Raw genomic sequence first — 22,935 nt, 5'->3', positions numbered from 1 at the left:
GGAATGGACCTCCACGACGACGCCGCCCTCATCATCATCGACGTGCAACAGGGCTTCGACGACCCCGTCTGGGGCGAGCGCAACACCCCCGACGCTGAGGCGAACATCGGCCGCCTCGTCGCGGCCTGGTCGGATGCCTCGCGGCCGATCGTGCTCGTGCGCCACGACTCCGTGTCACCGGGGTCGCCGCTCGCCGCGGGCTCCCCCGGCAACGCGCTGAAGCCCGTCGTGGCCGACGCCCCGCACGAGCTGTTCGTCACGAAGCACGTGAACTCGGCGTTCTACGGCGAACCCGACCTCGGCGCGTGGCTCGAGGCCCGCGGCATCCGGCAGCTCGTCATCTGCGGCATCCAGACGAACATGTGCGTCGAGACGACCGCGCGCATGGCCGGCAACCTGGGCTACGACGTGACCGTGCCGCTCGATGCCACGCACACCTTCGACCTCGACGGCCCGGGCGGCATCCGGCTCACCGCCGACGAGCTCGCGCGCGCGACCGCGGTGAACCTCGCGGGCGGCGGCTTCGCCGCGGTGCTGACGACCGACGAGGTCATCGGGGCGGCGTGAATCCTCGCCTCGAGGCGCCGGGCGCCGGGCGACATCCGTTGCCCCGCGTTACGTCGCCGGGGGGATGTCTCAGGGGCCCGCAGTAGCGTTGCCGGCATGGCAGACCGCGAATACGGCTTCAAGACCCGCGCCATCCACGCGGGCAACATCCCCGACCCGGTGACGGGCGCCCGTGCCCTGCCGATCTACCAGTCGAGCGCGTTCGTCTTCGACGACACCGCCGACGCGGCCGCCCGCTTCGCCCTGCAGAAGTACGGCAACATCTACTCGCGCCTCGCGAACCCGACGGTGGCGAGCTTCGAAGAGCGCGTCGCGAGCCTCGAGGGCGGACTCGGCGCCGTCGCCACTGCGAGCGGACTCTCGGCGCAGTACATCACCTTCGCGAGCCTCGCCGGCAGCGGCGACCACATCGTGGCATCGGCGAACCTCTACGGCGGGTCGATCACGCAGCTGGATGTCACGCTCCGCCGCTTCGGCATCGAGACCACCTTCGTGCAGTCCGCCGACGCCGACGACTACGCCGCCGCCATCACCGAGCAGACCAAGGCGCTCTTCGTCGAGACGATCGCGAACCCCTCGGGTGAGATCGCCGACCTCGAGGCCCTCGCCGACGTCGCGCACGCCCACGGCATCCCGTTCATCGTCGACTCGACGATCGCGACCCCCTACCTGAACCGCCCGATCGAGTGGGGCGCCGACATCGTCACCCATTCGGCGACGAAGTTCCTCGGCGGGCACGGCACGACCCTCGGCGGCGTGGTCGTCGAGTCCGGCCGCTTCGACTGGCACTCCGAGAAGTTCCCGCTCTTCGGCCAGCCCGTGCCGAGCTACGGCGGACTCCAGTGGTCGGGCAACTTCGGCGAGTACGCGTTCCTCACCCGGCTCCGTGCCGAGCAGCTGCGCGACATCGGCCCCGCCCTGGCCCCGCACTCGGCGTTCCTCCTCGCGCAGGGCGTCGAGACCCTGCCGTACCGCATCCAGGCGCACATCGACAATGCGCGAGCCGTCGCCGAATGGCTCGACGCAGACCCGCGCATCGAGCGCGTGCTCTGGGCGGGCCTGCCCGGCCACCCCCACCATGACCGCGCCCTGAAGTACCTGCCGAAGGGCCCCGGCTCGGTCTTCAGCTTCGAGGTCAAGGGCGGCCGGAGCGTCGGCCAGGCGCTCATCGAGAACGTCAACCTCGCGAGCCACCTCGCCAACATCGGCGATGCCAAGACCCTCATCATCCACCCCGCCTCAACGACGCACGCACAGCTCACCGAGCAGCAGCTCGTCGACGCGGGCGTCTTGCCGGGGGTTGTGCGGCTCTCGGTGGGCATCGAAGATGTTGAAGACATCATCGACGACCTCGACCAGGCCCTCACGATCGCGACGGGAGCAGCACGATGACGACGAACGCCACGACCGCGGCGACGGCCCCCGAGTCGGATGCCGCGGCATCCGCCGACCTCGAGACCGTACGCCTCGTCAACGGCCTCTCGTGCGAGCTGCCCGCGAGCTCGCCGCTCGCGAAGCTCCTGAAGTCGCAGCGCACGTGGACCGGCCCCGATGCGAAGCAGCGGCTCGCGATCCTGCGCGCCGCGAAGTCGGTCGCGATCGTCGGCGCCTCGCCGAAACCGCAGCGCTCCAGCTATTTCGTCGGCACCTACCTGCAGCAGTCGAGCGACTACCGGCTCTACTTCGTGAACCCCATGGAGACCGAGATCCTCGGCCAGCCCGCCTACGCGAGCCTCGCCGACCTTCCCGAGGTGCCCGACATCGTCGTGGTGTTCCGTCGCGGCTCCGACATCCCGCAGGTCATCGACGAGGTCGTGGCGTCGGGCGCGAAGACCATCTGGGTGCAGCTCGGCATCTGGAATCAAGACGCCGCCTACTCCGGCGAAGAGCAGGGGCTCACGGTCGTCATGGATCGCTGCATCAAGGTCGAGCACGCCCGCTTCCACGGCGGCCTGCACCTGCTCGGCTTCGACACCGGGCAGATCACGGCGCGCAAGACGCTGCGCTGACCTGCGCGGGCGCTGACCTGCGCGGCGAGCCGCTGCGCTGAAGCGAGATCGCCTCGAAGTCTTCCCTCACCTCGTCACCACGCCGTATATTGACTAGAAACTTTCTTTCAGTATGCGGGTCCATGATGCGAGGACGGATCACCCCATGAGATCGATGACACGTGCCCTGGTCGCGGTCGCGGCCGGGAGCTCGCTCCTCGCCGCTGCGGCGCTCGCCGGCGCCGCATGGGCTGCGGCCACGAACAGCTCCGCGGGCGCCTCGACGGCATCGACAGCACCCAAGACGGTGCTCCGGGTCGATCAGGTCGGCTACTCGCTCTCCGAGACCAAACGCGCCTACGCCCTCACGGCTCACGACCTCGCGGGCCGCGCCTTCGTCGTTCGCGACGACGGCGGCCGCGCCGTCTATCGCGGCACGATCGCCGCCGGCGACGACCGCGGCCGATGGAGCCCGAGCTACGGCCACGTCTTCGAGCTCGATTTCAGCCGGCTGACCCAGGGCGGCAGTTACACGGTGGAACTCGACGACGGTGTCGATACCGTCGCGAGCGTGCCGTTCGCGATCGCGACCGCCGCCACGCTCTTCACCCCGGTGCTCGACAGCGTCGCGACGTTCTTCTCCTCGCAACGCGACGGCCGCGACGTCATCGCCGGCAATCTCGATCGCCGGCCCTCGCACCTCGACGACGTTGACGCCACGGTCTACGAGACCGCCGGGCTCTTCCCCGACCCCGACAGCGAGGTTCCCGGCGAGCTGATTCCCCGCCTCAATGCGAACGGCGCCGAGCTGCGGCGAGATGTCGAGGGCGGCTGGTTCGATGCCGGCGACTACCTGAAGTTCGTCCAGACGACGAGCTACGCGGTGACGATGCTCGCGATCGCCGAGCAGCGAGCCGGCCGCACCCCGGTGGTCTCTGGCGAGATCGCCCACGGGCTCACCTGGCTCGACAAGATGTGGGATGACGACGAGCGCGTGCTGTACCACCAGGTCGGCCTCGGCACCGGCAACGGCGAGTTCACCGGCGATCACGACGAGTGGCGCCTCCCCGAAGCCGACGACGCACTCGACATCCCTCGCGACGCCGTGCCGGGCTCCGAGGGTGCCGCGTCCTACTTCCTCAAGTACCGGCCCGTGTTCGCGGCGAACACGGCGGGCGAACCCTTGAGCCCGAACCTCGCGGGCCGCGTGGCGGCGAGCTTCGCCCTCGCCGCGCAGCGCGACAGCGACGCCGGTCTCCACGAGTCCGCGGCCGGCTGGTTCGAGAAGGCCAAGCACGTCTACGAACTCGCCGACTCCGACTGGCCGGTCGAGGAGCGACCGCTCGTCACGACCGAGCCACGCAGCTACTACCCCGAAGACAGCTACCTCGACGACCTCGCACTCGGTGGAGCCGAGCTCGCTCGCGCCGCGATCCTGCTCGGCGACCTCGATCTGGCGGCTGAACTCGTCGTCGAGGCCGCCGGATATGCGGCCGCCGCCGAAGGCTCGCTGCTGAACCTGTACGACACCTCGGCACTCGCGAACGCGGAACTCGTCACCGCGATCCGCGCCCTCGAGTCCGCCGGGCGACCGGTCGAGGGCGGAGCGGAGATCGAGGCGGAACTCCTCGCGCAGCTGGAGGCCAGCGGGCTCGCCGCTGCCGAGAGCTTCGCCCGCTCCGACCCGTTCTCGGCAGTCTCCGACCCGGCCGAGTGGGATGTCGTGTCGCACACCTTCGGCTCCATCGCGGTCGTGCGCCTCGCCGAGCAGCTCACGGGCGATCGGAGCTACGCCGATGTGGCGAGCGGTGCGCGCAACTGGGCGCTCGGTGCGAACGCGTGGGGGCTCTCCTTCGTGATCGGCACCGGCGCGGACTTCCCGCAGTGTCCGCACCACCAGATCGGCAACCTGCTCGCCCGGCCCGAGGCCGGACTGACGCTCGAGGGCGCGGTGGTGAACGGCCCGAACGGGAGCGAATGGACCGACCCGGCGGACCCGGAGTGGTGGAACCCCGGTTTCGTCGACGACTGCCCCGCCGGCCGTGTCGACCGGCTCGCCGCGTTCCACTCACCCGCGGCCGACGGCGAGCGCGGGCCGTCCGACGGCTACCGCGGCACCCGGTTCCTCGACTGGAGCGGGGTGTGGTCGACCTCTGAGCCCGCAATCGACTTCACGGCGAGCGCGCTGCTCGCACTGTCGCTCGAGGCGACGGCCGACGCGAGCGCACCTTCCGAGAACGTCGCCTCGCGCGTCGACGACGCGGCGTGACCCGTCAGGCCGCGCCGGGCTCTCGCCGCACGGCTTCGAGGCCTGCGTCCCGCCCGTACGCCAGCATGAGGAAGCTCGAGCCGTCTGGCCGCTCGAACGTGAACTCCCGCTCGTGCAGCCGCTCGAAGCCGAGCCGTTCGTAGAGCCGCTGGGCGGCCACCATGTCGGGGCCGGTGTTCAGCACCACGCGATCGAGCCCGCGGATGCGCGCGAGCCGCAGCACGTGCTCGACGAGCAGCTCGCCGACACCGCGGCGGCGCGCCTCCGCAGCCACCCCCAGAAACCGGAAGTCGAGTTCGCCGTCGCGCGCGAGCGGCGAGATCGCCGCCCCCGCCACGGGCGTCGATGCGGTGCCGAGCAGCTCGCCGGTCGAGGCATCCGCCGCCACCCAGACCTGGTGCTCGCGGGCGCGCTCGGCGACGGCGACGATGTCGGCCCGGTACGCGGCGTTCAGCTCGAAGTCGCTCGCGTAGGCGCCCACGACGAGTTCGGCGACCGCGTCGGCCTCCTCGGGGCGGATGAGCCGCACGCGCACGTCGTCGCGTGTCTGGAGCGCGAAACGGTAGGCGAGGGCGACGACGTCATCGCCGGGTACGTCGCGCTCGGGGCGCCGATCGAACCCGAGCCTCGAGTAGAGCGCCTGCGCCCGCAGATTGCGATCGCCGGTGTCGAGCACCAGTGCATCGACGCCCCAGGTGAGCGCCTCCTCCGTGCTCGCCCGCACGAGCGCCTCCCCCACGCCGGCCCCCTGTGCCGAGGGTTCGACGGCGACGAGCCGTACCTCGGCCTCGCCGGGCACCGCGACGCGCGCGTACGGCGTGCCTGCTCGCAACACGCTCGCCGTTCCGAGCAGCCGCTCGCCGTCGACGGCGACGAGCACCGCTCCGGATGCCGTGCGGCCGCGCACGTCCCGTTCGAAGGCACGTCGCCCGGCACTCACGGGGAGGTGGCCGTAGGGCCCGGAGGCGAATGCTCGCTCGATGAGCGCGGGTTCTGCGGCAGCCTCGCTCTCACGGATCGCACGAATGGTGACCGGGGCGCTGACCGTCTGCTTCATCGCCGTCCAGCCTAGGAGACGCCGCCCACGCGCGGCCGGGGCGCCGGGCCGTTCACCGCATCGAGCGCGGGCGCCGCTGATCGTGCGACGAACACGCGCGACGACCGCCGCCGGCGCACGAATCTGCAGGTGAGCGCCAGAACGCTGCGCGGCACTCGGCGTAGCCTTGAGGGGTGACAGCGTTCGTCTCAGCCCTCGATCTCTTCTCGATCGGGATCGGCCCCTCGAGTTCGCACACCGTCGGCCCGATGCGGGCGGCACGTGCGTTCGCCGAACGACTCGCGAGCGACGGCGTGCTCGATCGGGTGACCCGCATCAGCTGCGCCCTCTACGGATCGCTCGGCGCGACGGGTCTCGGGCACGGCACCCCCGATGCGGTCGTCGCCGGCCTCGCGGGCCTCGAGCCGCAGAGCTGCGACCCCGACCAGGTGCGCGGAGCGTGGTCGCGCCTCGGCGACGAGGGCGCCGAGGTTCGCATCGCCGGCGGCCAGGCGGTGCGGATGCACCGCAGCGATGTCGCACTCGAACCCCGCACGCGTCTGCCGGGCCACCCCAACGCCATGACGCTGCAGGCCTGGGGCGACGGCCCGCTCCCTCTCGCCGAGGAGACCTACTACTCGGTCGGCGGCGGCTTCATCCGCCGCGAGGGCGAGACGGCGTCGGAGTCGGGGGCGCTGCTGCATCCGCTGCCCTATTCGAGCGCCGACGAACTGCTCGCGCTCTGCGAGGAGCATGGCGTCTCGTTCTGCGACGTCGCGCGGCACAACGAGGTCGCCGTGCACGGCGAGCGGGGCATCGACGCCGGACTCGACGCGATCTGGGCGGCGATGGCCGACTGCGTGTCGCACGGCCTGTCGACCGAGGGCACGCTGCCCGGCGGTCTCGGCGTGAAGCGCCGCGCCCCGCAGGTGCGCCGGCGCCTCGAGGAGTACGACCGCGACGAGCACCTCCGCGACACCTCGACCGAGTGGCTGCACGCGTTCGCGCTCGCCGTGAACGAGGAGAACGCCTCGGGCGGGCGGGTCGTCACGGCGCCGACGAACGGCGCGGCGGGCATCATCCCGGCGGTCGGCCACTACTACCTGAAGTTCGTGCCGGGGGCGGATGCCGCCGGCATCCGTCGCTACCTGCTCACCGCGGCGGCGATCGCGTCGCTCGTGAAGAAGAACGCCTCGATCTCGGGCGCCGAGGGCGGCTGCCAGGCCGAGGTCGGCTCCGCGTGCGCGATGGCCGCCGGCGCGCTCTGCGCGGTGCTCGGCGGAACGCCCCGGCAGATCGAGAACGCCGCCGAGATCGCCATGGAGCACCACCTCGGGCTCACCTGCGATCCCGTCGCCGGTCTCGTGCAGGTGCCCTGCATCGAGCGCAACGCGATCGCCTCGTCGACCGCCGTGTCGGCCGCACGACTCGCGTTGCACGGCGACGGCACTCACCTCGTCTCGCTCGACACCGTCATCGAGACGATGCGGCAGACGGGGCTCGACATGATGACGAAGTACAAGGAGACGAGCGAGGGCGGCCTCGCCGTCAACGTCGTCGAGTGCTGAACGCGCGAACCACCTGCGCCGGTTACCGCGTATTGCGGCGTGCTTCGGCGTGTGTCGCACCGTGCGCGTTGCTCGGCCGCCCGCGGCTAGCGTTTCGCCATGACCGCACCCGCACTGCAGCTGCCCGGGCCTCTCGTCACGGCGGCCTGGCTGGCCGAGCACCTCGGCGATGAACGCCTCGTCGTCGTCGATGCGAGCGTGCTCGGCGTCGAGACCCCGGCGGGCTTCAGCTGGCTCTCGGGGCTCGACGACTACCTGATCGACGGCCATGTGCCGGGTGCCGTCTTCGCCGAGCTGCTCGAGGAGTTCTCCGACACGGCGGGCCGGTTCACGTTCACGAGGCCCGACCTCGAACGGCTCGAGCAGGCCGCGCGGGCGGTCGGCATCGACGACGCCGCGACCGTCGTGGTCTACGACACCGCGATCGGCCACTGGGCCGCACGGCTCTGGTGGCTGCTGTCCTCCGCCGGGTTCGCGCGCGTCGCGGTGCTCGACGGCGGCCTCACCGCATGGCGTGCCGCCGGCGGGGCGCTCGAGACGGGCTTCCAGGAGCCTCGAGCCGCCGGCGTCAACACCCTGGCACCGATCGAGGGCTACTGGGCCGACATCGACGAGGTGCGGCGCATCGTCGAGGGCGAGTCGGAGGCCGCGCTCGTCTGCGCGCTTCCGCCGAGCGACTTCAGCGGGGAGACCGGTCGTCGTGCACGGCGAGGGCACATCCCGCGCAGCGTCAACGTGCCCGTCGGCTCGGTGGTCGATCGGGACTCGCGCACCCAGTTGCACGGGCCCGCGCTGACCGAGCGGCTCGCGCCGGCCACCGCGTCGGGCGCTGCCCGCGTGGTCGTCTACTGCGGCGCCGGCATCGCGGCGGCGGGCACCGGGTTCGCGCTCCGGCGCGCCGGCCACACGGATGTCGCGGTCTACGACGGCTCGCTCGAAGAGTGGACGGCCGACCCCGAGGCGCCGCTCGTCACCCTCGAGTCCTGAAGCGCCCTGAACCGCCTGAACCGCTTGAACCGCCTGAACCAGGCTGAATCGTCCTGAACTCCCGCCGGGCCGAATGAGCGCCGGTGTCCCTGCCGGCGCCCACCCGAGCTGGAGGCGCCGGGGTCAGCAGGCGCAGGTGATGGCGCCGTCGGCGACGGCCCCGCCGCCGAGTCCGGCCGCGGCGACGTTCGTGAGCGCGTCGGGCGCGAGCTCGGCCCCACCGTCGGCGGTATCGTAGGCGAAGCCTTCGCGCACCCAGTACTCGAACCCGCCGAGCATCTCCTTCACGGGGTGTCCGAGCAGCGCGAATTCGAGGGCGGCACGAGTCGCGCCGTTGCATCCCGGACCCCAGCAGTACACGACGACCGGCGTGCCGGCGGGGATCCGCGCCGCCGCCTCGACCGCGATGCGCCGGCCGGGCAGGTGCACCGCACCCGGCACATGGCCCTGCGCCCACGCGGCGTCGCTGCGGGTGTCGACGAGCACGAACCCGTGGTCGGCCTCGGCGAGCGCGGCGGCGACATCGGAGACGTCGGACTCGAAGCCGAGCCGGCCCCGGAAGTGAGCGATCGCCGCGTCACGGTCCGCGACGTGCTCGAAGAGCGCGGAAACGACGGCGGGCGGTGTGCTGGAGATCGTCTCGGTCATGGACTCACCCTGTCATCGACGGTCGCGGCGACGCCGGTGAAATCACGCCGTCGTGGCGCGACATCCGGACAGGGTTCAGAGTGGCGCCGTTTCGCTCCGGTGCGTCGCCGCCTAGCCTGAGTCCCATGCACATCGGCGAGGTCTTCCTGTTGCTCGGCGGCTCGCTCGCGGTCACCGCTTTCGCGAGATGGCGAGGCTGGCCGGCACCGCTCCTCGTCATGGGGGTCGCGTTCATCGTCTCGGTCGTGCCGGTGGTGCCCGAGATCGAGGTCGACGGCGAGCTCGTGCTCACCGTCGTGCTGCCGCCGCTGCTCTACTCGGCCGCGCTCGACGTGACCTACCTGAACTTCCGGCGCAGCATCCGCCAGATCCGCCGTCTCGGCATCTCCCTGCCGATCGCGACGGCCGTCGCCGTCGGGCTCGTGGTGTGGCTCATCGCCCCGTCGCTCGGGCTGCCGCTGGCGCTGCTCATCGGCGCCATCGTGGCGCCGTCCGATGCCGTCTCCGCGGCGGCCGTCGGCCGCAAGCTGGGCCTGCCCCGCCGCGTGATGACGGTGATCTCGGGTGAGAGCCTCGTCAACGACGCCACCTCGATCACCCTCTTCCGCACCTTCGCCGCGATCGTCGCCGGTGCGACGGTCACCTGGCTCGACGGCATCGGCTCCTTCATCATCGCCGTAGCGGTCGGCACCGGCCTCGGCCTCGTCATCGGATGGCTCGTGACCATCGTGCGCACCCGCCTCGACGATCCGGTCGTGCTCGGCACGATCGGCCTGCTCGTGCCATTCGCGGCGTACGCGATCGCCGAGCGACTGGGCGGCTCGGGCGTGCTCGCGGTCGTCGCCGCGGGCATCCTGATCGGCTACAACGCGCCGAAGACGAGCTACGCCACGCGGCAGCAGGAGCGCCCGCTGTGGCAGTCGATCGACGTGATGCTCGAGGGCCTCGTGTTCGCGCTCATCGGGCTGCAGCTGAGCCCGGCGGTCATCGACGTGCTATCGAGTCCGCTCGGCCTCTGGGTGAACGTCGCGCTCGCCCTGGCGGCGCTCGCGACCGTCATCCTCGTGCGCATCGTCTGGGTCTTCGGCGGCTACGCCCTCTCACGTCGCATCGGCACCTGGCTCGCGCCGATCTGGGCGAGGCGGGGCCGACGGTATCGCGTCGAGCCTCGCCTCGCGCCGAAGGAGCTCGCCGTCATCTCGTGGGCGGGCATGCGCGGCGTCGTCACCTTGGCCACGGCGACCGCGATCCCGACGATGGCGGGCGACCCGTCGGCGGGCAGCACGGTGTTCCTGATCGCCTTCGTGGTCACCATCGGCACGCTCCTGCTGCAATCGACCACCCTGCCGGCGCTCATCCGCCGCCTCGGCGTCGTCGCCGACGACGAGCGGGAGCAGGACCGAAAAGAGATCCAGGCGGTGCTGCGGCGCAGCAACGAGGCCGGCTTCGAGTACATCGAGAGCCGTCGCGAGGAGTGGCGCGAACGCTTCGGCGCCGAGCTCGCCGACGGCGTCATCGATCGTTTCGAGAAGCGCATCAGAGCGGATGCCGCGAAGAGCGGCCGACTCGAGAGCGACGAGGATGCCCCGACCACCGCGTCGCACGCCGAGCTCGCCGAGCTCTCGCGCCAGTGGATCGCCGCGCGGCGCGCGGTGGTGCTCGAGGAACGCGATGCCGGCAACTTGAACGAAGAGGTCATGCGCGAGCTCTTCTTCGCCCTCGACGCTGAGGAACTCGCCCTGGATTCGCGCACCGCGGTGCGGTCGGACGCTCGCGGCGAACTGCCGTGAGCGCCCGACCGGCCCGTCTTGGCCCGGTTACACCTCGGGCGTGAGGAACGCCGCCATCGCGGCCCCGAGGGCGGCGAGGTCGTCGACATGGGCCAGTTCACGGGCGGAGTGCATCGACAGCAGGGGCACCCCGACATCGACGGTGCGGATGCCGAGGCGCGTCGCAGTCAGCGGTCCGATCGTCGTGCCGCAGGGAATCGAGTTGTTCGAGACGAACGGCTGGCTCGGCACCCCGGCCTGACGGCAGACCGCCGCCCAGAAGCCGGCACCCGCCGCGTCGCTCGCGTAGCGCTGGTTGGCGTTCAGCTTCAACAGCGGCCCGCCGCCGAGCACGGGCCGGTTCGCCGGGTCGTGCCGGTCGGGGTAGTTCGGATGCACGGCGTGGCCAGCATCTGACGACACGACCCATGAAGCCGCGAACGCACGCCGGCGCTCGACGTCGCCTGCGCCGAGGCCCGCGCCGATGCGCACGAGCACGTCGTCGAGGAAGGGACCGCTCGCACCCGACCGCGACTCCGAGCCGAGCTCCTCGTGGTCGAACGCGGCGAGCACGCTGATGTGCTCGGCATCGTTCGGAGCGCCGAGCAGGGCCATGAGCCCCGCGTACACGGAGCTCAGGTTGTCCATGCGGCCCGACGCGAACAGGGCGCCGTCGAGTCCGAAGCGGGCCGGCGCCTGGGTGTCGGCCACCAGCACGTCGTGCCCCACGACGTGCTCGGCCGGCACTCCCGCCGACGCGGCGAGCTCGCCGAGGATCTCGCCGTCGCCGCCCGCGCCCCAGATCGGCTGCAGGTGGCGTTGCTTGTCGAGCGTGAGCCCCTTGTTCACCTCGCGGTCGAGGTGGATCGCGAGCTGCGGAATGCGCAGCATCGGACCGGTGCGCACGAGGTGCTCCCCTCCGTCGTCGGTGACGATTCGGCCGGCGAGCTCGAGTTCGCGGTCGAGCCAGGAGTTCAGGAGCGGTCCGCCGTAGACCTCGACACCGGCCTGCAGCAGTCCCTCGGAGCTCGAGGTCGCTCGCGGCTTCAGCTTGAACGACGGTGAATCCGTGTGCGCACCAACGATGCGGTACGGCGTCGCAGGCCCGGCACCCTCGGGAGCCGCCCAGGCGATGACGGCGCCGTCGCGCACGACCACGTGGCGCCCACCGGCCGGCCATTCGTCGCGCTCGTCGAGCCGCGCGAACCCCGCCGCTTCGAGTCGTCGAGCGACCTCGGCGGCCGCATGGTACGACGACGGAGACGCCTGGACGAACTCGGCGAAGTCGGTGATGTAGGCGTCGGTGCTGGAAGCGGGCATGCCACCATCCAACACCGCGCGCGACCGCGGGTCGAATTCACCCGACCGAGTCAGGCGAAACGCACGACCGCCTGCAGGCGCGAACGCACCTCCATGACCTCGGTGCCGCCGAGGTGGGCCGAACCCGCGAGCCCTTCACGGATGGCGCTGGCAAGGCGCGACCGACGAACGAGCGCGACGACCGCGCCGCGATTGCTTCCGCCGAGTTCGAGCGATTCGGCCGCGTGCTCGTCGGGCACGACGATGAGCAGAGCCGTCGGCTTGACCCTGGCAGCACGTCCGATCGCCTTCGCCCGTGCGGCGAGCGCACGCACCGGGCGTTCACCGTCGAGCACTTCGCCGACGAGTTCGCCGCGCTTCATCTCGACGGGGCCGCCCCAGTCCTCCGACTGGATCGCGAAGAGTCCCGTGGGGCCGAGCACGAGGTGGTCGAGCTTCGGCGGCAGGCCTCGCCCCGCGGCATCCGTCGCCAGGTCGTGCCACACCGTGTAGGCGATGCCGAGCGTCGAGAGCGCCCGGGCGCTCTCCTCCTCGGCGAGCGCATCGGCGAGCACGTGCCGGATGTCGCGCGGCGCACTCCGCACGAGGGCTGGATCGTAGGGGTCGGCGAGTTCGACGCCCCGCCCGGCCCATTCGCGGATCAGTCCGAGGTAGCGCTCACGCGACAGGCCGCCCGGATGACCGTAGGTGCGCGCAAGCGGCCGTGAATCGCGCCTCGGCTTCGGTGCCGCGGGCGCCCACGCCTCGTGGCTCTGGCTCGCTGCCGATGCTCCACCGCGGGCACCCCGGTCGAACAGGGCGCGTGCATCGGGCGTGCCGACGAGCTCCCAGGCGAGCTGCACGGCATGGAACTGCGCCACGTCGCCGCCGGTGTCGGGGTGGGCGCTTCGAAGCGCCCGACGGTAGGCGAGCCGAAGCGTCGCCTCGTCTGCATCGGAGGCGACGCCGAGCACCTCGTAGGGGGATGCGGAGAGCGGACTGTCGGGCATGGGCTCGCTTTCGATATGCGACCACGAGAATACCGCGGCCCGGCTGAACGCGGGATTAGACTGCGGATCAGAGAGGCCCGCGCGGGCCCGCACGGGAGGCTGGCATGCTCGTCGACGTGAACTACTGGGCCGTTGTCGTCGCGACGTTGTCGACGATGCTGGTCGGCTCGATCTGGTACACGCCCAAGGTGTTCGGCAACTACTGGATGCGGGTCGCGAAGGTCGACGACTCCGGCGATCGCGGAGCGGTCGGGCCGATCGTCACGACACTCATCGTGAGCTTCATCTCGGCGTGGGTGCTGGCGATCGCCACCCAGGTCGCGTGGACGGCGCTCGGCGGAAACTACCTGCTCATGGCGATCACGACGGGCCTCATGCTCTGGGCCGGCTTCACCGCAGCACGCTTCATCACGCACGACGCGTTCGAGGGCCGCCCGCCCGGTCTCACCATCCTGAACATCGCGCACGAGTTCGTGACCGTGCTGGTCATGGCGCTCATCATCGGGGCGTGGCCGCCCGCCGGCACCGTCTGAGCTTCCGGCATCGCCGAGACCTCCTACTCGGCGAAGCTCAGCATCCCGTCGTCGACGAGCGTGCGCACCGCGGGCAGCAGCTCTGCGGCGAGTGCCGACTCGTCGACCTCGAGCAGCTGGGCGAGGGCCGCGACGATCGCACCGACGGCGAGCTCGCCGTCGCTCGCGCCGACGAGCGCCGCGAGGCTCGTGTCGAGACTGATCGCCCGACCGAAGCCGCCGCCCTGGCGCAACAGCATCGCAGTGGGATCCTCGTCACCCGGCCAGTAGTGGCGCTCCTCGGTGACATCGCCGGCCGTCACGAGCCGAGCCGCTGAGAGTGCGGCGTCATCGAGCGCCGCCTGGCGGTCGTGCTCGGCGAGGCACTCGGCGAGGTGGGCGCCGAGCCCGGCGCCGTTCGATCCGAGCGCGCCGTGCAGCCGTTCGAGGCGGGCGAGGCGCCCACTCCCACGGGCTGCGGCACCGCCCGCCGCGTTCCCGGATGCCGCGGCATCCGCCCGGCGAAGCAGCACGTAGCCGAAGCCCACGCGGTCGACCCCGCGCGCGGCGAAGTCGTCGAGCCAGGCGTCGTAGAGCCGGTCGAACTCGGCCGTGCCCGGCCTCGTGCCGCCGTCGCGGATCCACGTCTCGGCGTACTCGGTGACATGCTGCACCTCGCGCTCGATGACCCAGTGCTCGAGGTCGCCGGCCCATCGTCCGACCCGATCGAGTCCGTCGCCGTCGCCGTCGCCGTCGCGATACTCCCAGTTGCCGAGCAGCTGGGCGACCCCGCCCGGCTCGAGATGGTCGCGGGCGCCACTGATGACCGCTTCGACGAGCGCGTCGCCGACCATGCCGCCGTCGCGGTAGTCGTATTCGGGCACGCCCTCGACGCGGGGGGTGATCACGAACGGCGGGTTCGAGACGATGCGATCGAAGCGCTCCCCCGCGACCGGGTCGAACAGGCTCCCGAGCCGCAGCTCGACGCCCTCGATGCCGTTCAGGGTGAAATTCATCCCGGCGATCTCGAGCGCGCGCTCTGAGATGTCGGTCGCCACGACGCGTTCCGCGAAGCGCGAGGCGTGCATCGCCTGAATGCCGCACCCGGTGCCGAGGTCGAGTACGCTCGCCGCCGGCGTCGGGAGCATGAGCCCAGACAGGGTCATCGACGCTCCGCCCACGCCGAGCACGTGGTGTTCGCCGAGCGCATGACCGAGTGCAAGCTCGCCGAGGTCGGAGAGGACCCACCATTCGCCGCCGCCGAGCGCGTCGGTGAACGCGTAGGGCCGCAGGTCGAGCCGCGCCCGAACGGATGCCCCATCGCCCCCGGCGCCCACCTCGCCCGCGTCGCCCACGAGCCCCAGTTCCACCGCACCGGCGACGCCGAGGGCCGGAAGCACTCGGTCGAGGTCGGATCGCGGCACGGCGTCGCCGAGCACGAAGAGCTCCGCGAGCACGGCAGGGCCGGCAGATGCCCCGTGCCCCCCGGATGTCCCGCGCCCGGCCCGTCGCGCCGCGAGCGCCCGCCGCGCGGGCACCCGCTCACCGCGGTGGAGTGCTGCCGCGGCATCCGGACCCCACAGCCCATCCAGCGCCGAGACCGTGAACTCGGCGGCGCCGAGGTCGGCGCGGAGCCGACCGAGCAGCTCGGCCGTTCGGACGAGGTCGACGGCGGCGATGGGCCCCTGTGCGGGTTCGGTGCTCATCCGACCATTCAAGCGCACCGCCGCGGTGGTCGGATGACCGTGCGCGCGCTATGGTGCTGACCGGGCCGAGCGGGCCGGCCGACAGCGCGGGCACGGTGAACCGATTGCGCAGGAGACGAGCCGGACTGACATCGAGCCGTCATCTGACGTACACGCCAGATCGGCATTTGTAACCCGAACGTCACACTTTGCGTTTAGCGTTGATGACGATTCAAGTTGAGGCGAGGGGAGGCGCGCATGGCGGAGTCGACGACGCTCGAGCGTCTGCGTCGAGACGCGCGCGACGAGCTTTCGGCCCTCATCGAGCTGCGGTGCCGCCTCGGCGAAGACCCTTGGGTGTTTCTCCCCGACCTTCCGTCGGTCGATGAACAGGTCGTTGCGACCCTCCGTGAAGATCGGTTGCACACCGAGCGCTGGCGCTCCGCGCGTGCTCGCGCCTACCACCCGGCAGCACGCGACGGCGACGTCGCGAAGTTCGAGTTCGAGGTGCTGCGCGAGATCGCGCTCGACCATCCCGAGCTCAGCTCGGCGGTGTGGTCGGTACTCGATCGGGTCCCGTCTCGCTGGTGAGACGTTGCACGCGCATCCAGGTGATGAAGCCGAAGATCGTGAAGATGCCGTAGAAGACGTAGAGCAGGGCAGACGCGTAGTAGCCCGCGCTGACGAGCAGCGGCACCCCCACGATGTCGACGGCGACCCAGATGAGCCAGAACTCGGTCCACCCCTTCGCCATGCCCCAGGTGGCGAGCAACGAGCCCATGAAGATCCACGCGTCGGCCCACACCGGTTCGAACGAGCCGAGAGCGCGGAAGACGGGGGTCAAGACGACCGTGCCGCCGAGCAGTGCGACGCCGAGCAGGATGCGGGCCCGGGCGCTCGCCCACCGCGGTTCGACCGCCGACGAGCTCACGTGACGGTGCTGCGACCATCGCACCCAGCCGTAGATCGAGACGCCGATGAACATCAGCTGCCGCCCGGCCTGGCCGAGCAGGTTCACGGGGTTCGGGGTGTCGAAGACCGCTCCGAGGAAGACCGTGAAGAGCAGCGCATTGCCCACGATGCCGACGGGCCACGCCCAGACCTTGCGCCGCAGTCCGCCGAGCGCGCTCGCGAGTCCGAAGAGGTTGCCGACGATCTCGCGCCACAGGATCACCTGGTCGCCGATCACGAGCTGGGCGTCGAACAGCCACTCGATCGGATTCATGCCGAGTCGGCCCCGGCCGTGTGGCCGCTGCGCGCACGGGAACGGCGCGTCACGAGCCGCGCGATGAGTCGCCAGCCGAGAAGGAGCGCGGCGAGCGTCAGCGTCGCAACCACCACGAACGCGAAGGCCGTGCCCTGGCCGCTCACGACCCGCAGCAGCATGCCGCCGGCCACTGTCACCGCCCACACGACGACGCCGCTCGGCCACACGTCGAGTGGGTGCCGCCAGGCGCGCGCCGCGGCCCAGCCCGCCGCGAGTGCGATGAGGAACGGCCATGCGGTGCCGGCGATGCCCACGACGTCCAGTCCCTCGGCGTGGCTTCGTCGGCCGATCGAGACGAAGAGCACCACGAGCACCGCGTCGAGGATGGCCGCGGTCGCGACGACGCCCGCTCCGCTTCGTGCTCGACCGCTCATGCTCTCATCGTACGGATCTGCCGGCGCAGCTCGGAATCGAACGCCCGACGGGGCTCACGCCTGCTCGCCGAGCGCACGAAGTGATGAGGCATCGTGAACGGGCAGCGCGCAGACGAACGCCTCGCACCGATAGGCCGCCGCAGCGCCGGCGCGCGTGGTGCGCCCCTCGAACAGCATGAATCCGGCATCGGCGAACTCCTGGGCCTGCCGGTCGTCGACGACCGCGATGAGGGATGCCTCGTGCAGACGCGTCGCCGCGATGAGACCTGGCTCCGCGTCATCCGAATCGCCCTGTGCACTGCGACGCGCGATGACGGTGACGAGTTGCACGACGGGCGCGGCGAGCCGAGCCATCAGCTCGAGCGCCCCGCCGAAGGCGAGAGGCCTGGCCAGCGCGAGACCGGCGACCGACGACATCGCCTGCTCGGCGGCTGTGCGGTACCCCTCGCCCGCCCCCAGCAGGTACAGCCGCCAGGCGGCATCCGCGCACGCCGTGACGCCCGACGGCGTGGCACCCTCTGCGGGGTCGTCGGGCAGTTCGAGGCCGCTGGCACGCAGCACCGGATCACCGCCGCCCGGCGCAGCGAAGGGAACCGGCTCATCGCTCGATGCCGCCATCGCCGCATCGATGAGGGAACGCGCCGCCACGGCGTACTTCGACTCGCCGGACGCGGCGGCGAGCTCGAGCAGCCCTCCGGCGAACATGCCGGTGTCCTCGAGTGTCGCGACGGCCGCCGAGGCCCGCCCGCCGAGCGACGCGCGCACGAGCGAACCGTCGCAACGCACATGCTGGGCCAATAGCAGCTCGGCAGCCCGCCTCGCGGCAGCGAACGACACCTCGTCGCCGTCGATGAAGCCGCGTCTGGCCAACGCCCCGATGGCGAGCCCGTTCCACCCCGTGAGCACCTTCTGATCGAGAGCGGGCGGATCGAGTGACACGCGGGCCCCGGCATCCCGCCGGTAGTACCCGCCTTCGTTGCGCTCACCGTCGATGTCGCTCTCCGAGTCCTGCGCGCTGGCGAAGCCGCCGTCGGGCAGTTGCATCCGCCCGACGAGGAACTTCGCAACGCCGTCGGAGATCGCCGCCGCTGCCGTGTCGGCGGGTTCGGCCCGTGCGAGTTCTGCGGCGACGCGGAGGAGCAGGGCGTTGTCGGTCAGCATCCGCTCGTAGTGAGGGTCGCTCCAGTCCGCCTTCGTCGCGTAACGGAAGAACCCGCCGTCCACCGGGTCGCGGAGCGGCGAGGCGCCCATGAGTCGCATGGTGCGCGCCGCGAGCGATCGCCCCGGTTCGCCGGCTGCGACGAGGAAGGCGAGCACCGGCGCGACCGGGAACTTCGGCGCGCCCCCGAAACCGCCGTGCAGCCGATCCTCCTCGGCCGCGAGCTCGGCGACGGCGCCATGCAACTGTTCGCGGCTCGGCAACGCACCGGCGGTCTGGGCGGTGGATGCCGCGGCCAATGCTGCTGCGACGGCATCGGCCGTTTCGTCGAGCTGCACCCGGCGCTCTCGCCAGGCGTCCGTCACCGCCGCCAGGACCTGCCCGAACGAGGGCATCCCCTGCATCTCTCGGGGAGGAAAGTAGGTGCCGGCATAGAAGGTGCGGCCGTCGGAGGTCGCGAACACGGTCAGCGGCCAGCCCAGCTGACGGGTGAACGCCGAGGCGGCTGCGAGGTAGCTCGAGTCGACGTCGGGGTGCTCCTCGCGATCGACCTTGATCGCGACGAAGCCCTCGTTCAGCACGCGGGCGATCGCCGGGTCGCTGAAACTCTCGCGGGCCATGACGTGACACCAATGGCACGTGGCGTAGCCGATCGAGATGAGTACTGGCACATCGCGCTCGCGGGCCGCCGCGAACGCCTCCTCGCCCCATGGGTACCAATCGACCGGATTGCCCGCATGAGCGCGCAGATACGGGCTCACGGCTTCGGCGAGACGGCTGGCCATCTCCCCAGACTAGTTCGCCGCGTCGCGCCCCTCCCGAAACGCGAAAAGCCGCCCCGTGGGGCGGCTCAGGGCTTGCGGCTCTGCGATCGGAATGGAGCGTTAAACCAAAGAGAGCCGCCCAACCTTGGGCGGCTCTCTTCGAATTTATGTCCGGCGGTGTCCTACTCTCCCACAGGGTCGCCCCTGCAGTACCATCGGCGCTGCGAGTCTTAGCTTCCGGGTTCGGAATGTGTCCGGGCGTTTCCCTCGCGCTATGGCCGCCGAAACTCTTGCCACACCTCGCCCGCCACATGTTGTGGGGTGGGTGTGTGGTCTCGGTTGCCTGACACCACCAACCACACGGGTTGGGGGTGCACAGGTGTCTGTGTTGTGTTGTGTTGGGTTTCCGTCTGAAGGGAACCACAGAGTGGACGCGAGCGTATCTTGGGCCACACACACGGCCTTTACTTGAATGAGTTCAAATCGTGTGAGTGTAGTGATTATCAAGTTATCGGCTTATTAGTACCGGTCAGCTGCGACAGTCGTTAGTCCTGTCTTCCACATCCGGCCTATCAACCCAGTCGTCTGGCTGGGAGCCTCTCCCCGAAGGGATGGAAATCTCATCTCGAGGCCGGCTTCCCGCTTAGATGCTTTCAGCGGTTATCCATCCCGAACGTAGCTAACCAGCGGTGCTCCTGGCGGAACAACTGGCACACCAGAGGTTCGTCCAACCCGGTCCTCTCGTACTAGGGTCAGATCCTCTCAAATTTCCTACGCGCGCAGCGGATAGGGACCGAACTGTCTCACGACGTTCTAAACCCAGCTCGCGTACCGCTTTAATGGGCGAACAGCCCAACCCTTGGGACCTACTCCAGCCCCAGGATGCGACGAGCCGACATCGAGGTGCCAAACCATGCCGTCGATATGGACTCTTGGGCAAGATCAGCCTGTTATCCCCGAGGTACCTTTTATCCGTTGAGCGACAGCGCTTCCACAAGCCACTGCCGGATCACTAGTCCCGACTTTCGTCCCTGCTCGACCTGTCAGTCTCACAGTCAAGCTCCCTTGTGCACTTACACTCGCCACCTGATTGCCAACCAGGTTGAGGGAACCTTTGGGCGCCTCCGTTACTTTTTGGGAGGCAACCGCCCCAGTTAAACTACCCACCAGGCACTGTCCCTGAACCGGATTACGGTTCGAAGTTAGATATCCAGAGTGACCAGAGTGGTATTTCAACAATGACTCCACCGACACTAGCGTGCCAGCTTCACAGTCTCCCACCTATCCTACACAAGCCACACCGAACACCAATACCAAGCTGTAGTAAAGGTCACGGGGTCTTTCCGTCCTGCTGCGCGTAACGAGCATCTTTACTCGTAATGCAATTTCGCCGAGTTCGCGGTTGAGACAGCTGGGAAGTCGTTACGCCATTCGTGCAGGTCGGAACTTACCCGACAAGGAATTTCGCTACCTTAGGATGGTTATAGTTACCACCGCCGTTTACTGGGGCTTAAATTCTCAGCTTCGCCTTGCGGCTAACCGGTCCTCTTAACCTTCCAGCACCGGGCAGGCGTCAGTCCGTATACATCGTCTTGCGACTTAGCACGGACCTGTGTTTTTAGTAAACAGTCGCTTCCCACTGGTCTCTGCGGCCCTGCAGCGCTTCCCGGAGCAAGTCCGTTCACGCCTTAGGCCCCCCTTCTCCCGAAGTTACGGGGGCATTTTGCCGAGTTCCTTAACCACGATTCTCTCGATCTCCTTGGTATTCTCTACCTGACCACCTGAGTCGGTTTGGGGTACGGGCGGCTTGAACCTCGCGTCGATGCTTTTCTCGGCAGCATAGGATCACCCACTTTTCATCCGCATCGCGTCTCAGCCATCATGAGCGACGGATTTGCCTATCGCTCGGCCTACACGCTTGCCCCGGGTCAACCATCGCCCGGGTTGGGCTACCTTCCTGCGTCACACCTGTTAATACGCTCACTCCACCAGATGGGGTCGCATGCCGCCCCGCGCATCACCCCGAAGGGATCCGTGCGGCTTGGGATGCTTAGCACTCCTGATTTCATGTGGGCGGTTCTTCGCCGGTACGGGAATATCAACCCGTTGTCCATCGACTACGCCTGTCGGCCTCGCCTTAGGTCCCGACTTACCCAGGGCAGATTAGCTTGACCCTGGAACCCTTGGTCTTCCGGAGGACGGGTTTCTCACCCGTCTTTCGCTACTCATGCCTGCATTCTCACTCGTGTGGCCTCCACGGCTGGTTCACACCGCCGCTTCACTGCCCACACGACGCTCTCCTACCCATCAACACGGCTGGACCACGAAGGCCTACCATTAATGTCAATGCCACAACTTCGGTGGCGTGCTTGAGCCCCGTTACATTGTCGGCGCGGAATCACTTGACCAGTGAGCTATTACGCACTCTTTCAAGGGTGGCTGCTTCTAAGCCAACCTCCTGGTTGTCTGTGCAACTCCACATCCTTTCCCACTTAGCACGCGCTTAGGGACCTTAGTTGGTGGTCTGGGTTGTTTCCCTCTCGACGATGAAGCTTATCCCCCACCGTCTCACTGCTGCGCTCTCACTTACCGGCATTCGGAGTTTGGCTGACGTCAGTAACCTTTTAGGGCCCATCGGCCATCCAGTAGCTCTACCTCCGGCAAGAAACACGCAACGCTGCACCTAAATGCATTTCGGAGAGAACCAGCTATCACGAAGTTTGATTGGCCTTTCACCCCTATCCACAGCTCATCCCCTCCATTTTCAACTGAAGTGGGTTCGGTCCTCCACGACGTCTTACCGTCGCTTCAACCTGGCCATGGATAGATCACTTCGCTTCGGGTCTAGGACCTGCGACTGAATCGCCCTATTCAGACTCGCTTTCGCTACGGCTGCCCCTCACGGGTTAACCTCGCCACAGATCACTAACTCGCAGGCTCATTCTTCAAAAGGCACGCTGTCACCCCTACAAGGAGGCTCCAACGGTTTGTAAGCAAACGGTTTCAGGTACTATTTCACTCCCCTCCCGGGGTACTTTTCACCTTTCCCTCACGGTACTTGTCCGCTATCGGTCATCTGGGAGTATTTAGGCTTATCAGGTGGTCCTGACAGATTCACGCGGGATTTCTCGGGCCCCGCGCTACTTGGGATACCTCTCCGGGCCGCCAGGCATTTCGACTACGGGACTCACACCCACTCCGGTCCGGCTTTCAATCCGGTTCGTCTATACCTGACGCGTCACCGTGACTGCACGGCAGTACAGTCCGAAAGGTCCCACAACCCCGACCATGCAACCCCTGCCGGGTATCACACATGGCTCGGTTTAGCCTCTTCCGCGTTCGCTCGCCACTACTAACGGAATCACGGTTGTTTTCTCTTCCTGTGGGTACTGAGATGTTTCACTTCCCCACGTTCCCTCTACCCGCCCTATATATTCAGGCGGGAGTCACCAGGTCACCCAAAGGGCCTGGCGGGGTTTCCCCATTCGGAAATCCTCGGATCACAGCTCGTTTATCAGCTCCCCGAGGCTTATCGCAGATTACGACGTCCTTCTTCGGCTCCAGATGCCAAGGCATCCACCGTTTGCTCTTAGAAACTTGAAATCACATGAGTTTCGATCGAATTCGTGCAGCACCCGAAAGTGCTACGAAATTGACCAGTGAATACGCCAAACAACACCCCGAAGGATGCCCCTTGGCGACTCACCTTTTGTGAAACAGCCCGAAGGCTGCTTCTAAGATGCTCGCGTCCACTATGTAGTTCTCAACAGACGGCCAGAACCCCCACCACCTACCGAATCAAAACCATCGGCATCAGTGAAGGCCTGAAGAAACCATCACCCCCACACCCCGAAAGGGGCGCAGAGTTGTCCGGTCCCTCAGGACCCAACAGCGTGCACGTGCCCGACCGGCCGGCCCCGACCCTTCCAACCACTCCCGAAGAAGCGGCGTACTAGGTCTGAACCATTCAGACGAGCACCTATGTCAATGTTCCACCCATGAGCAACCAGCGAGCCACAAAGGACCCGATCTG

General features: G+C 68.7%; 17 protein-coding genes and 2 rRNA genes. 9 read left to right on the top strand and 10 right to left on the bottom strand.

Features of this window, described 5'->3' with window-relative positions; translation table 11 throughout:
* Positions 1 to 3: 3 nt before the first annotated feature.
* The 4 genes from DCE93_RS03530 (at position 4) to DCE93_RS03515 (ending at position 4,824) form a co-directional block, all read left to right on the top strand.
* A complete protein-coding gene (locus tag DCE93_RS03530; protein WP_108594665.1) occupies positions 4 to 567 on the top strand; it encodes a cysteine hydrolase family protein in 564 nt (187 codons plus the stop codon).
* A gap of 96 nt (positions 568 to 663) precedes the next feature.
* On the top strand, positions 664 to 1,959 hold the full coding sequence (locus DCE93_RS03525) for an O-acetylhomoserine aminocarboxypropyltransferase/cysteine synthase family protein (protein WP_108594664.1): 1,296 nt from the start codon (positions 664 to 666) through the stop codon (positions 1,957 to 1,959).
* The gene (locus tag DCE93_RS03520; RefSeq protein ID WP_108594663.1) at positions 1,956 to 2,576 is read left to right on the top strand and encodes a CoA-binding protein; all 621 of its coding nucleotides are present in this window, start codon (positions 1,956 to 1,958) and stop codon (positions 2,574 to 2,576) included. The genes DCE93_RS03525 and DCE93_RS03520 overlap by 4 nt, the downstream gene beginning before the upstream one ends.
* A 154-nt stretch (positions 2,577 to 2,730) precedes the next feature.
* Positions 2,731 to 4,824: a glycoside hydrolase family 9 protein gene (locus tag DCE93_RS03515; protein WP_168186162.1), complete on the top strand. Its 2,094-nt coding sequence runs from the start codon at positions 2,731 to 2,733 to the stop codon at positions 4,822 to 4,824.
* 4 nt (positions 4,825 to 4,828) lie between these two features.
* On the opposite strand, the gene DCE93_RS03510 is transcribed toward DCE93_RS03515, so the two are convergent.
* Positions 4,829 to 5,881 carry a GNAT family N-acetyltransferase gene (locus DCE93_RS03510; RefSeq protein WP_108594661.1) on the bottom strand — a complete coding sequence of 351 codons (1,053 nt, stop codon included), beginning with the start codon at positions 5,879 to 5,881 and terminating at the stop codon, positions 4,829 to 4,831.
* Between the two features lie 173 nt (positions 5,882 to 6,054).
* Here DCE93_RS03510 and DCE93_RS03505 point away from each other — a divergent pair, with 173 nt between their 5' ends.
* Together DCE93_RS03505 and DCE93_RS03500 are read left to right on the top strand one after the other, a co-directional pair.
* Positions 6,055 to 7,428: an L-serine ammonia-lyase gene (locus DCE93_RS03505; protein WP_108594660.1), complete on the top strand. Its 1,374-nt coding sequence runs from the start codon at positions 6,055 to 6,057 to the stop codon at positions 7,426 to 7,428.
* Positions 7,429 to 7,527: 99 nt separating this feature from the next.
* Complete coding sequence (locus DCE93_RS03500) at positions 7,528 to 8,415, top strand: sulfurtransferase (protein ID WP_108594659.1); 888 nt, start codon at positions 7,528 to 7,530, stop codon at positions 8,413 to 8,415.
* Between the two features lie 123 nt (positions 8,416 to 8,538).
* Here DCE93_RS03500 and DCE93_RS03495 read toward each other — a convergent pair whose 3' ends face one another.
* Positions 8,539 to 9,063, bottom strand: coding sequence for a rhodanese-like domain-containing protein (locus tag DCE93_RS03495; RefSeq protein WP_108594658.1), 525 nt, complete (start codon positions 9,061 to 9,063; stop codon positions 8,539 to 8,541).
* A 125-nt stretch (positions 9,064 to 9,188) separates the two neighbouring features.
* Between DCE93_RS03495 and DCE93_RS03490 the strand changes: the two genes are divergently transcribed.
* Positions 9,189 to 10,853: a cation:proton antiporter gene (locus tag DCE93_RS03490; protein WP_108594657.1), complete on the top strand. Its 1,665-nt coding sequence runs from the start codon at positions 9,189 to 9,191 to the stop codon at positions 10,851 to 10,853.
* A 27-nt stretch (positions 10,854 to 10,880) separates the two neighbouring features.
* On the opposite strand, the gene DCE93_RS03485 is transcribed toward DCE93_RS03490, so the two are convergent.
* Both DCE93_RS03485 and DCE93_RS03480 read right to left on the bottom strand, forming a co-directional pair.
* The gene (locus DCE93_RS03485; protein ID WP_108594656.1) at positions 10,881 to 12,152 is read right to left on the bottom strand and encodes a M18 family aminopeptidase; all 1,272 of its coding nucleotides are present in this window, start codon (positions 12,150 to 12,152) and stop codon (positions 10,881 to 10,883) included.
* Between the two features lie 50 nt (positions 12,153 to 12,202).
* Positions 12,203 to 13,141 carry a DnaJ domain-containing protein gene (locus DCE93_RS03480; protein ID WP_108594655.1) on the bottom strand — a complete coding sequence of 313 codons (939 nt, stop codon included), beginning with the start codon at positions 13,139 to 13,141 and terminating at the stop codon, positions 12,203 to 12,205.
* Positions 13,142 to 13,245: 104 nt separating this feature from the next.
* Between DCE93_RS03480 and DCE93_RS03475 the strand changes: the two genes are divergently transcribed.
* On the top strand, positions 13,246 to 13,674 hold the full coding sequence (locus tag DCE93_RS03475) for a DUF1761 domain-containing protein (protein ID WP_108594654.1): 429 nt from the start codon (positions 13,246 to 13,248) through the stop codon (positions 13,672 to 13,674).
* Between the two features lie 23 nt (positions 13,675 to 13,697).
* Here DCE93_RS03475 and DCE93_RS03470 read toward each other — a convergent pair whose 3' ends face one another.
* Positions 13,698 to 15,359: a DUF7059 domain-containing protein gene (locus DCE93_RS03470; RefSeq protein WP_108594653.1), complete on the bottom strand. Its 1,662-nt coding sequence runs from the start codon at positions 15,357 to 15,359 to the stop codon at positions 13,698 to 13,700.
* 237 nt (positions 15,360 to 15,596) lie between these two features.
* On the opposite strand from DCE93_RS03470, the gene DCE93_RS03465 reads away from it, so the two are divergent.
* A complete protein-coding gene (locus DCE93_RS03465) occupies positions 15,597 to 15,929 on the top strand; it encodes a hypothetical protein (RefSeq protein ID WP_108594652.1) in 333 nt (110 codons plus the stop codon).
* On the opposite strand, the gene pnuC is transcribed toward DCE93_RS03465, so the two are convergent.
* The 5 genes from pnuC to DCE93_RS03440 all read right to left on the bottom strand — a co-directional run bounded on the left by pnuC (position 15,880) and on the right by DCE93_RS03440 (position 22,505).
* Complete coding sequence (pnuC, locus tag DCE93_RS03460) at positions 15,880 to 16,563, bottom strand: nicotinamide riboside transporter PnuC (RefSeq protein ID WP_108594651.1); 684 nt, start codon at positions 16,561 to 16,563, stop codon at positions 15,880 to 15,882. The two genes, DCE93_RS03465 and pnuC, sit on opposite strands and share 50 nt — an antisense overlap.
* The gene (locus tag DCE93_RS03455) at positions 16,560 to 16,979 is read right to left on the bottom strand and encodes a DUF3054 domain-containing protein (RefSeq protein WP_108594650.1); all 420 of its coding nucleotides are present in this window, start codon (positions 16,977 to 16,979) and stop codon (positions 16,560 to 16,562) included. The genes pnuC and DCE93_RS03455 overlap by 4 nt, the downstream gene beginning before the upstream one ends.
* A gap of 54 nt (positions 16,980 to 17,033) precedes the next feature.
* Positions 17,034 to 18,923 (bottom strand): thioredoxin domain-containing protein, encoded by a 1,890-nt coding sequence (locus DCE93_RS03450; protein ID WP_108594649.1) that lies wholly within the window; start codon positions 18,921 to 18,923, stop codon positions 17,034 to 17,036.
* A gap of 148 nt (positions 18,924 to 19,071) precedes the next feature.
* Positions 19,072 to 19,188: ribosomal RNA gene (rrf, locus tag DCE93_RS03445) — 5S ribosomal RNA — on the bottom strand.
* A 213-nt stretch (positions 19,189 to 19,401) separates the two neighbouring features.
* Positions 19,402 to 22,505, bottom strand: a 23S ribosomal RNA gene (locus DCE93_RS03440).
* Positions 22,506 to 22,935 lie beyond the last annotated feature (430 nt).

This window comes from Agromyces badenianii (assembly GCF_003070885.1).
Taxonomy (GTDB): domain Bacteria; phylum Actinomycetota; class Actinomycetes; order Actinomycetales; family Microbacteriaceae; genus Agromyces; species Agromyces badenianii.
The sequence above is the reverse complement of the archived record's forward strand: the minus strand, read 5'-3'. Positions and strand labels throughout refer to the sequence as shown.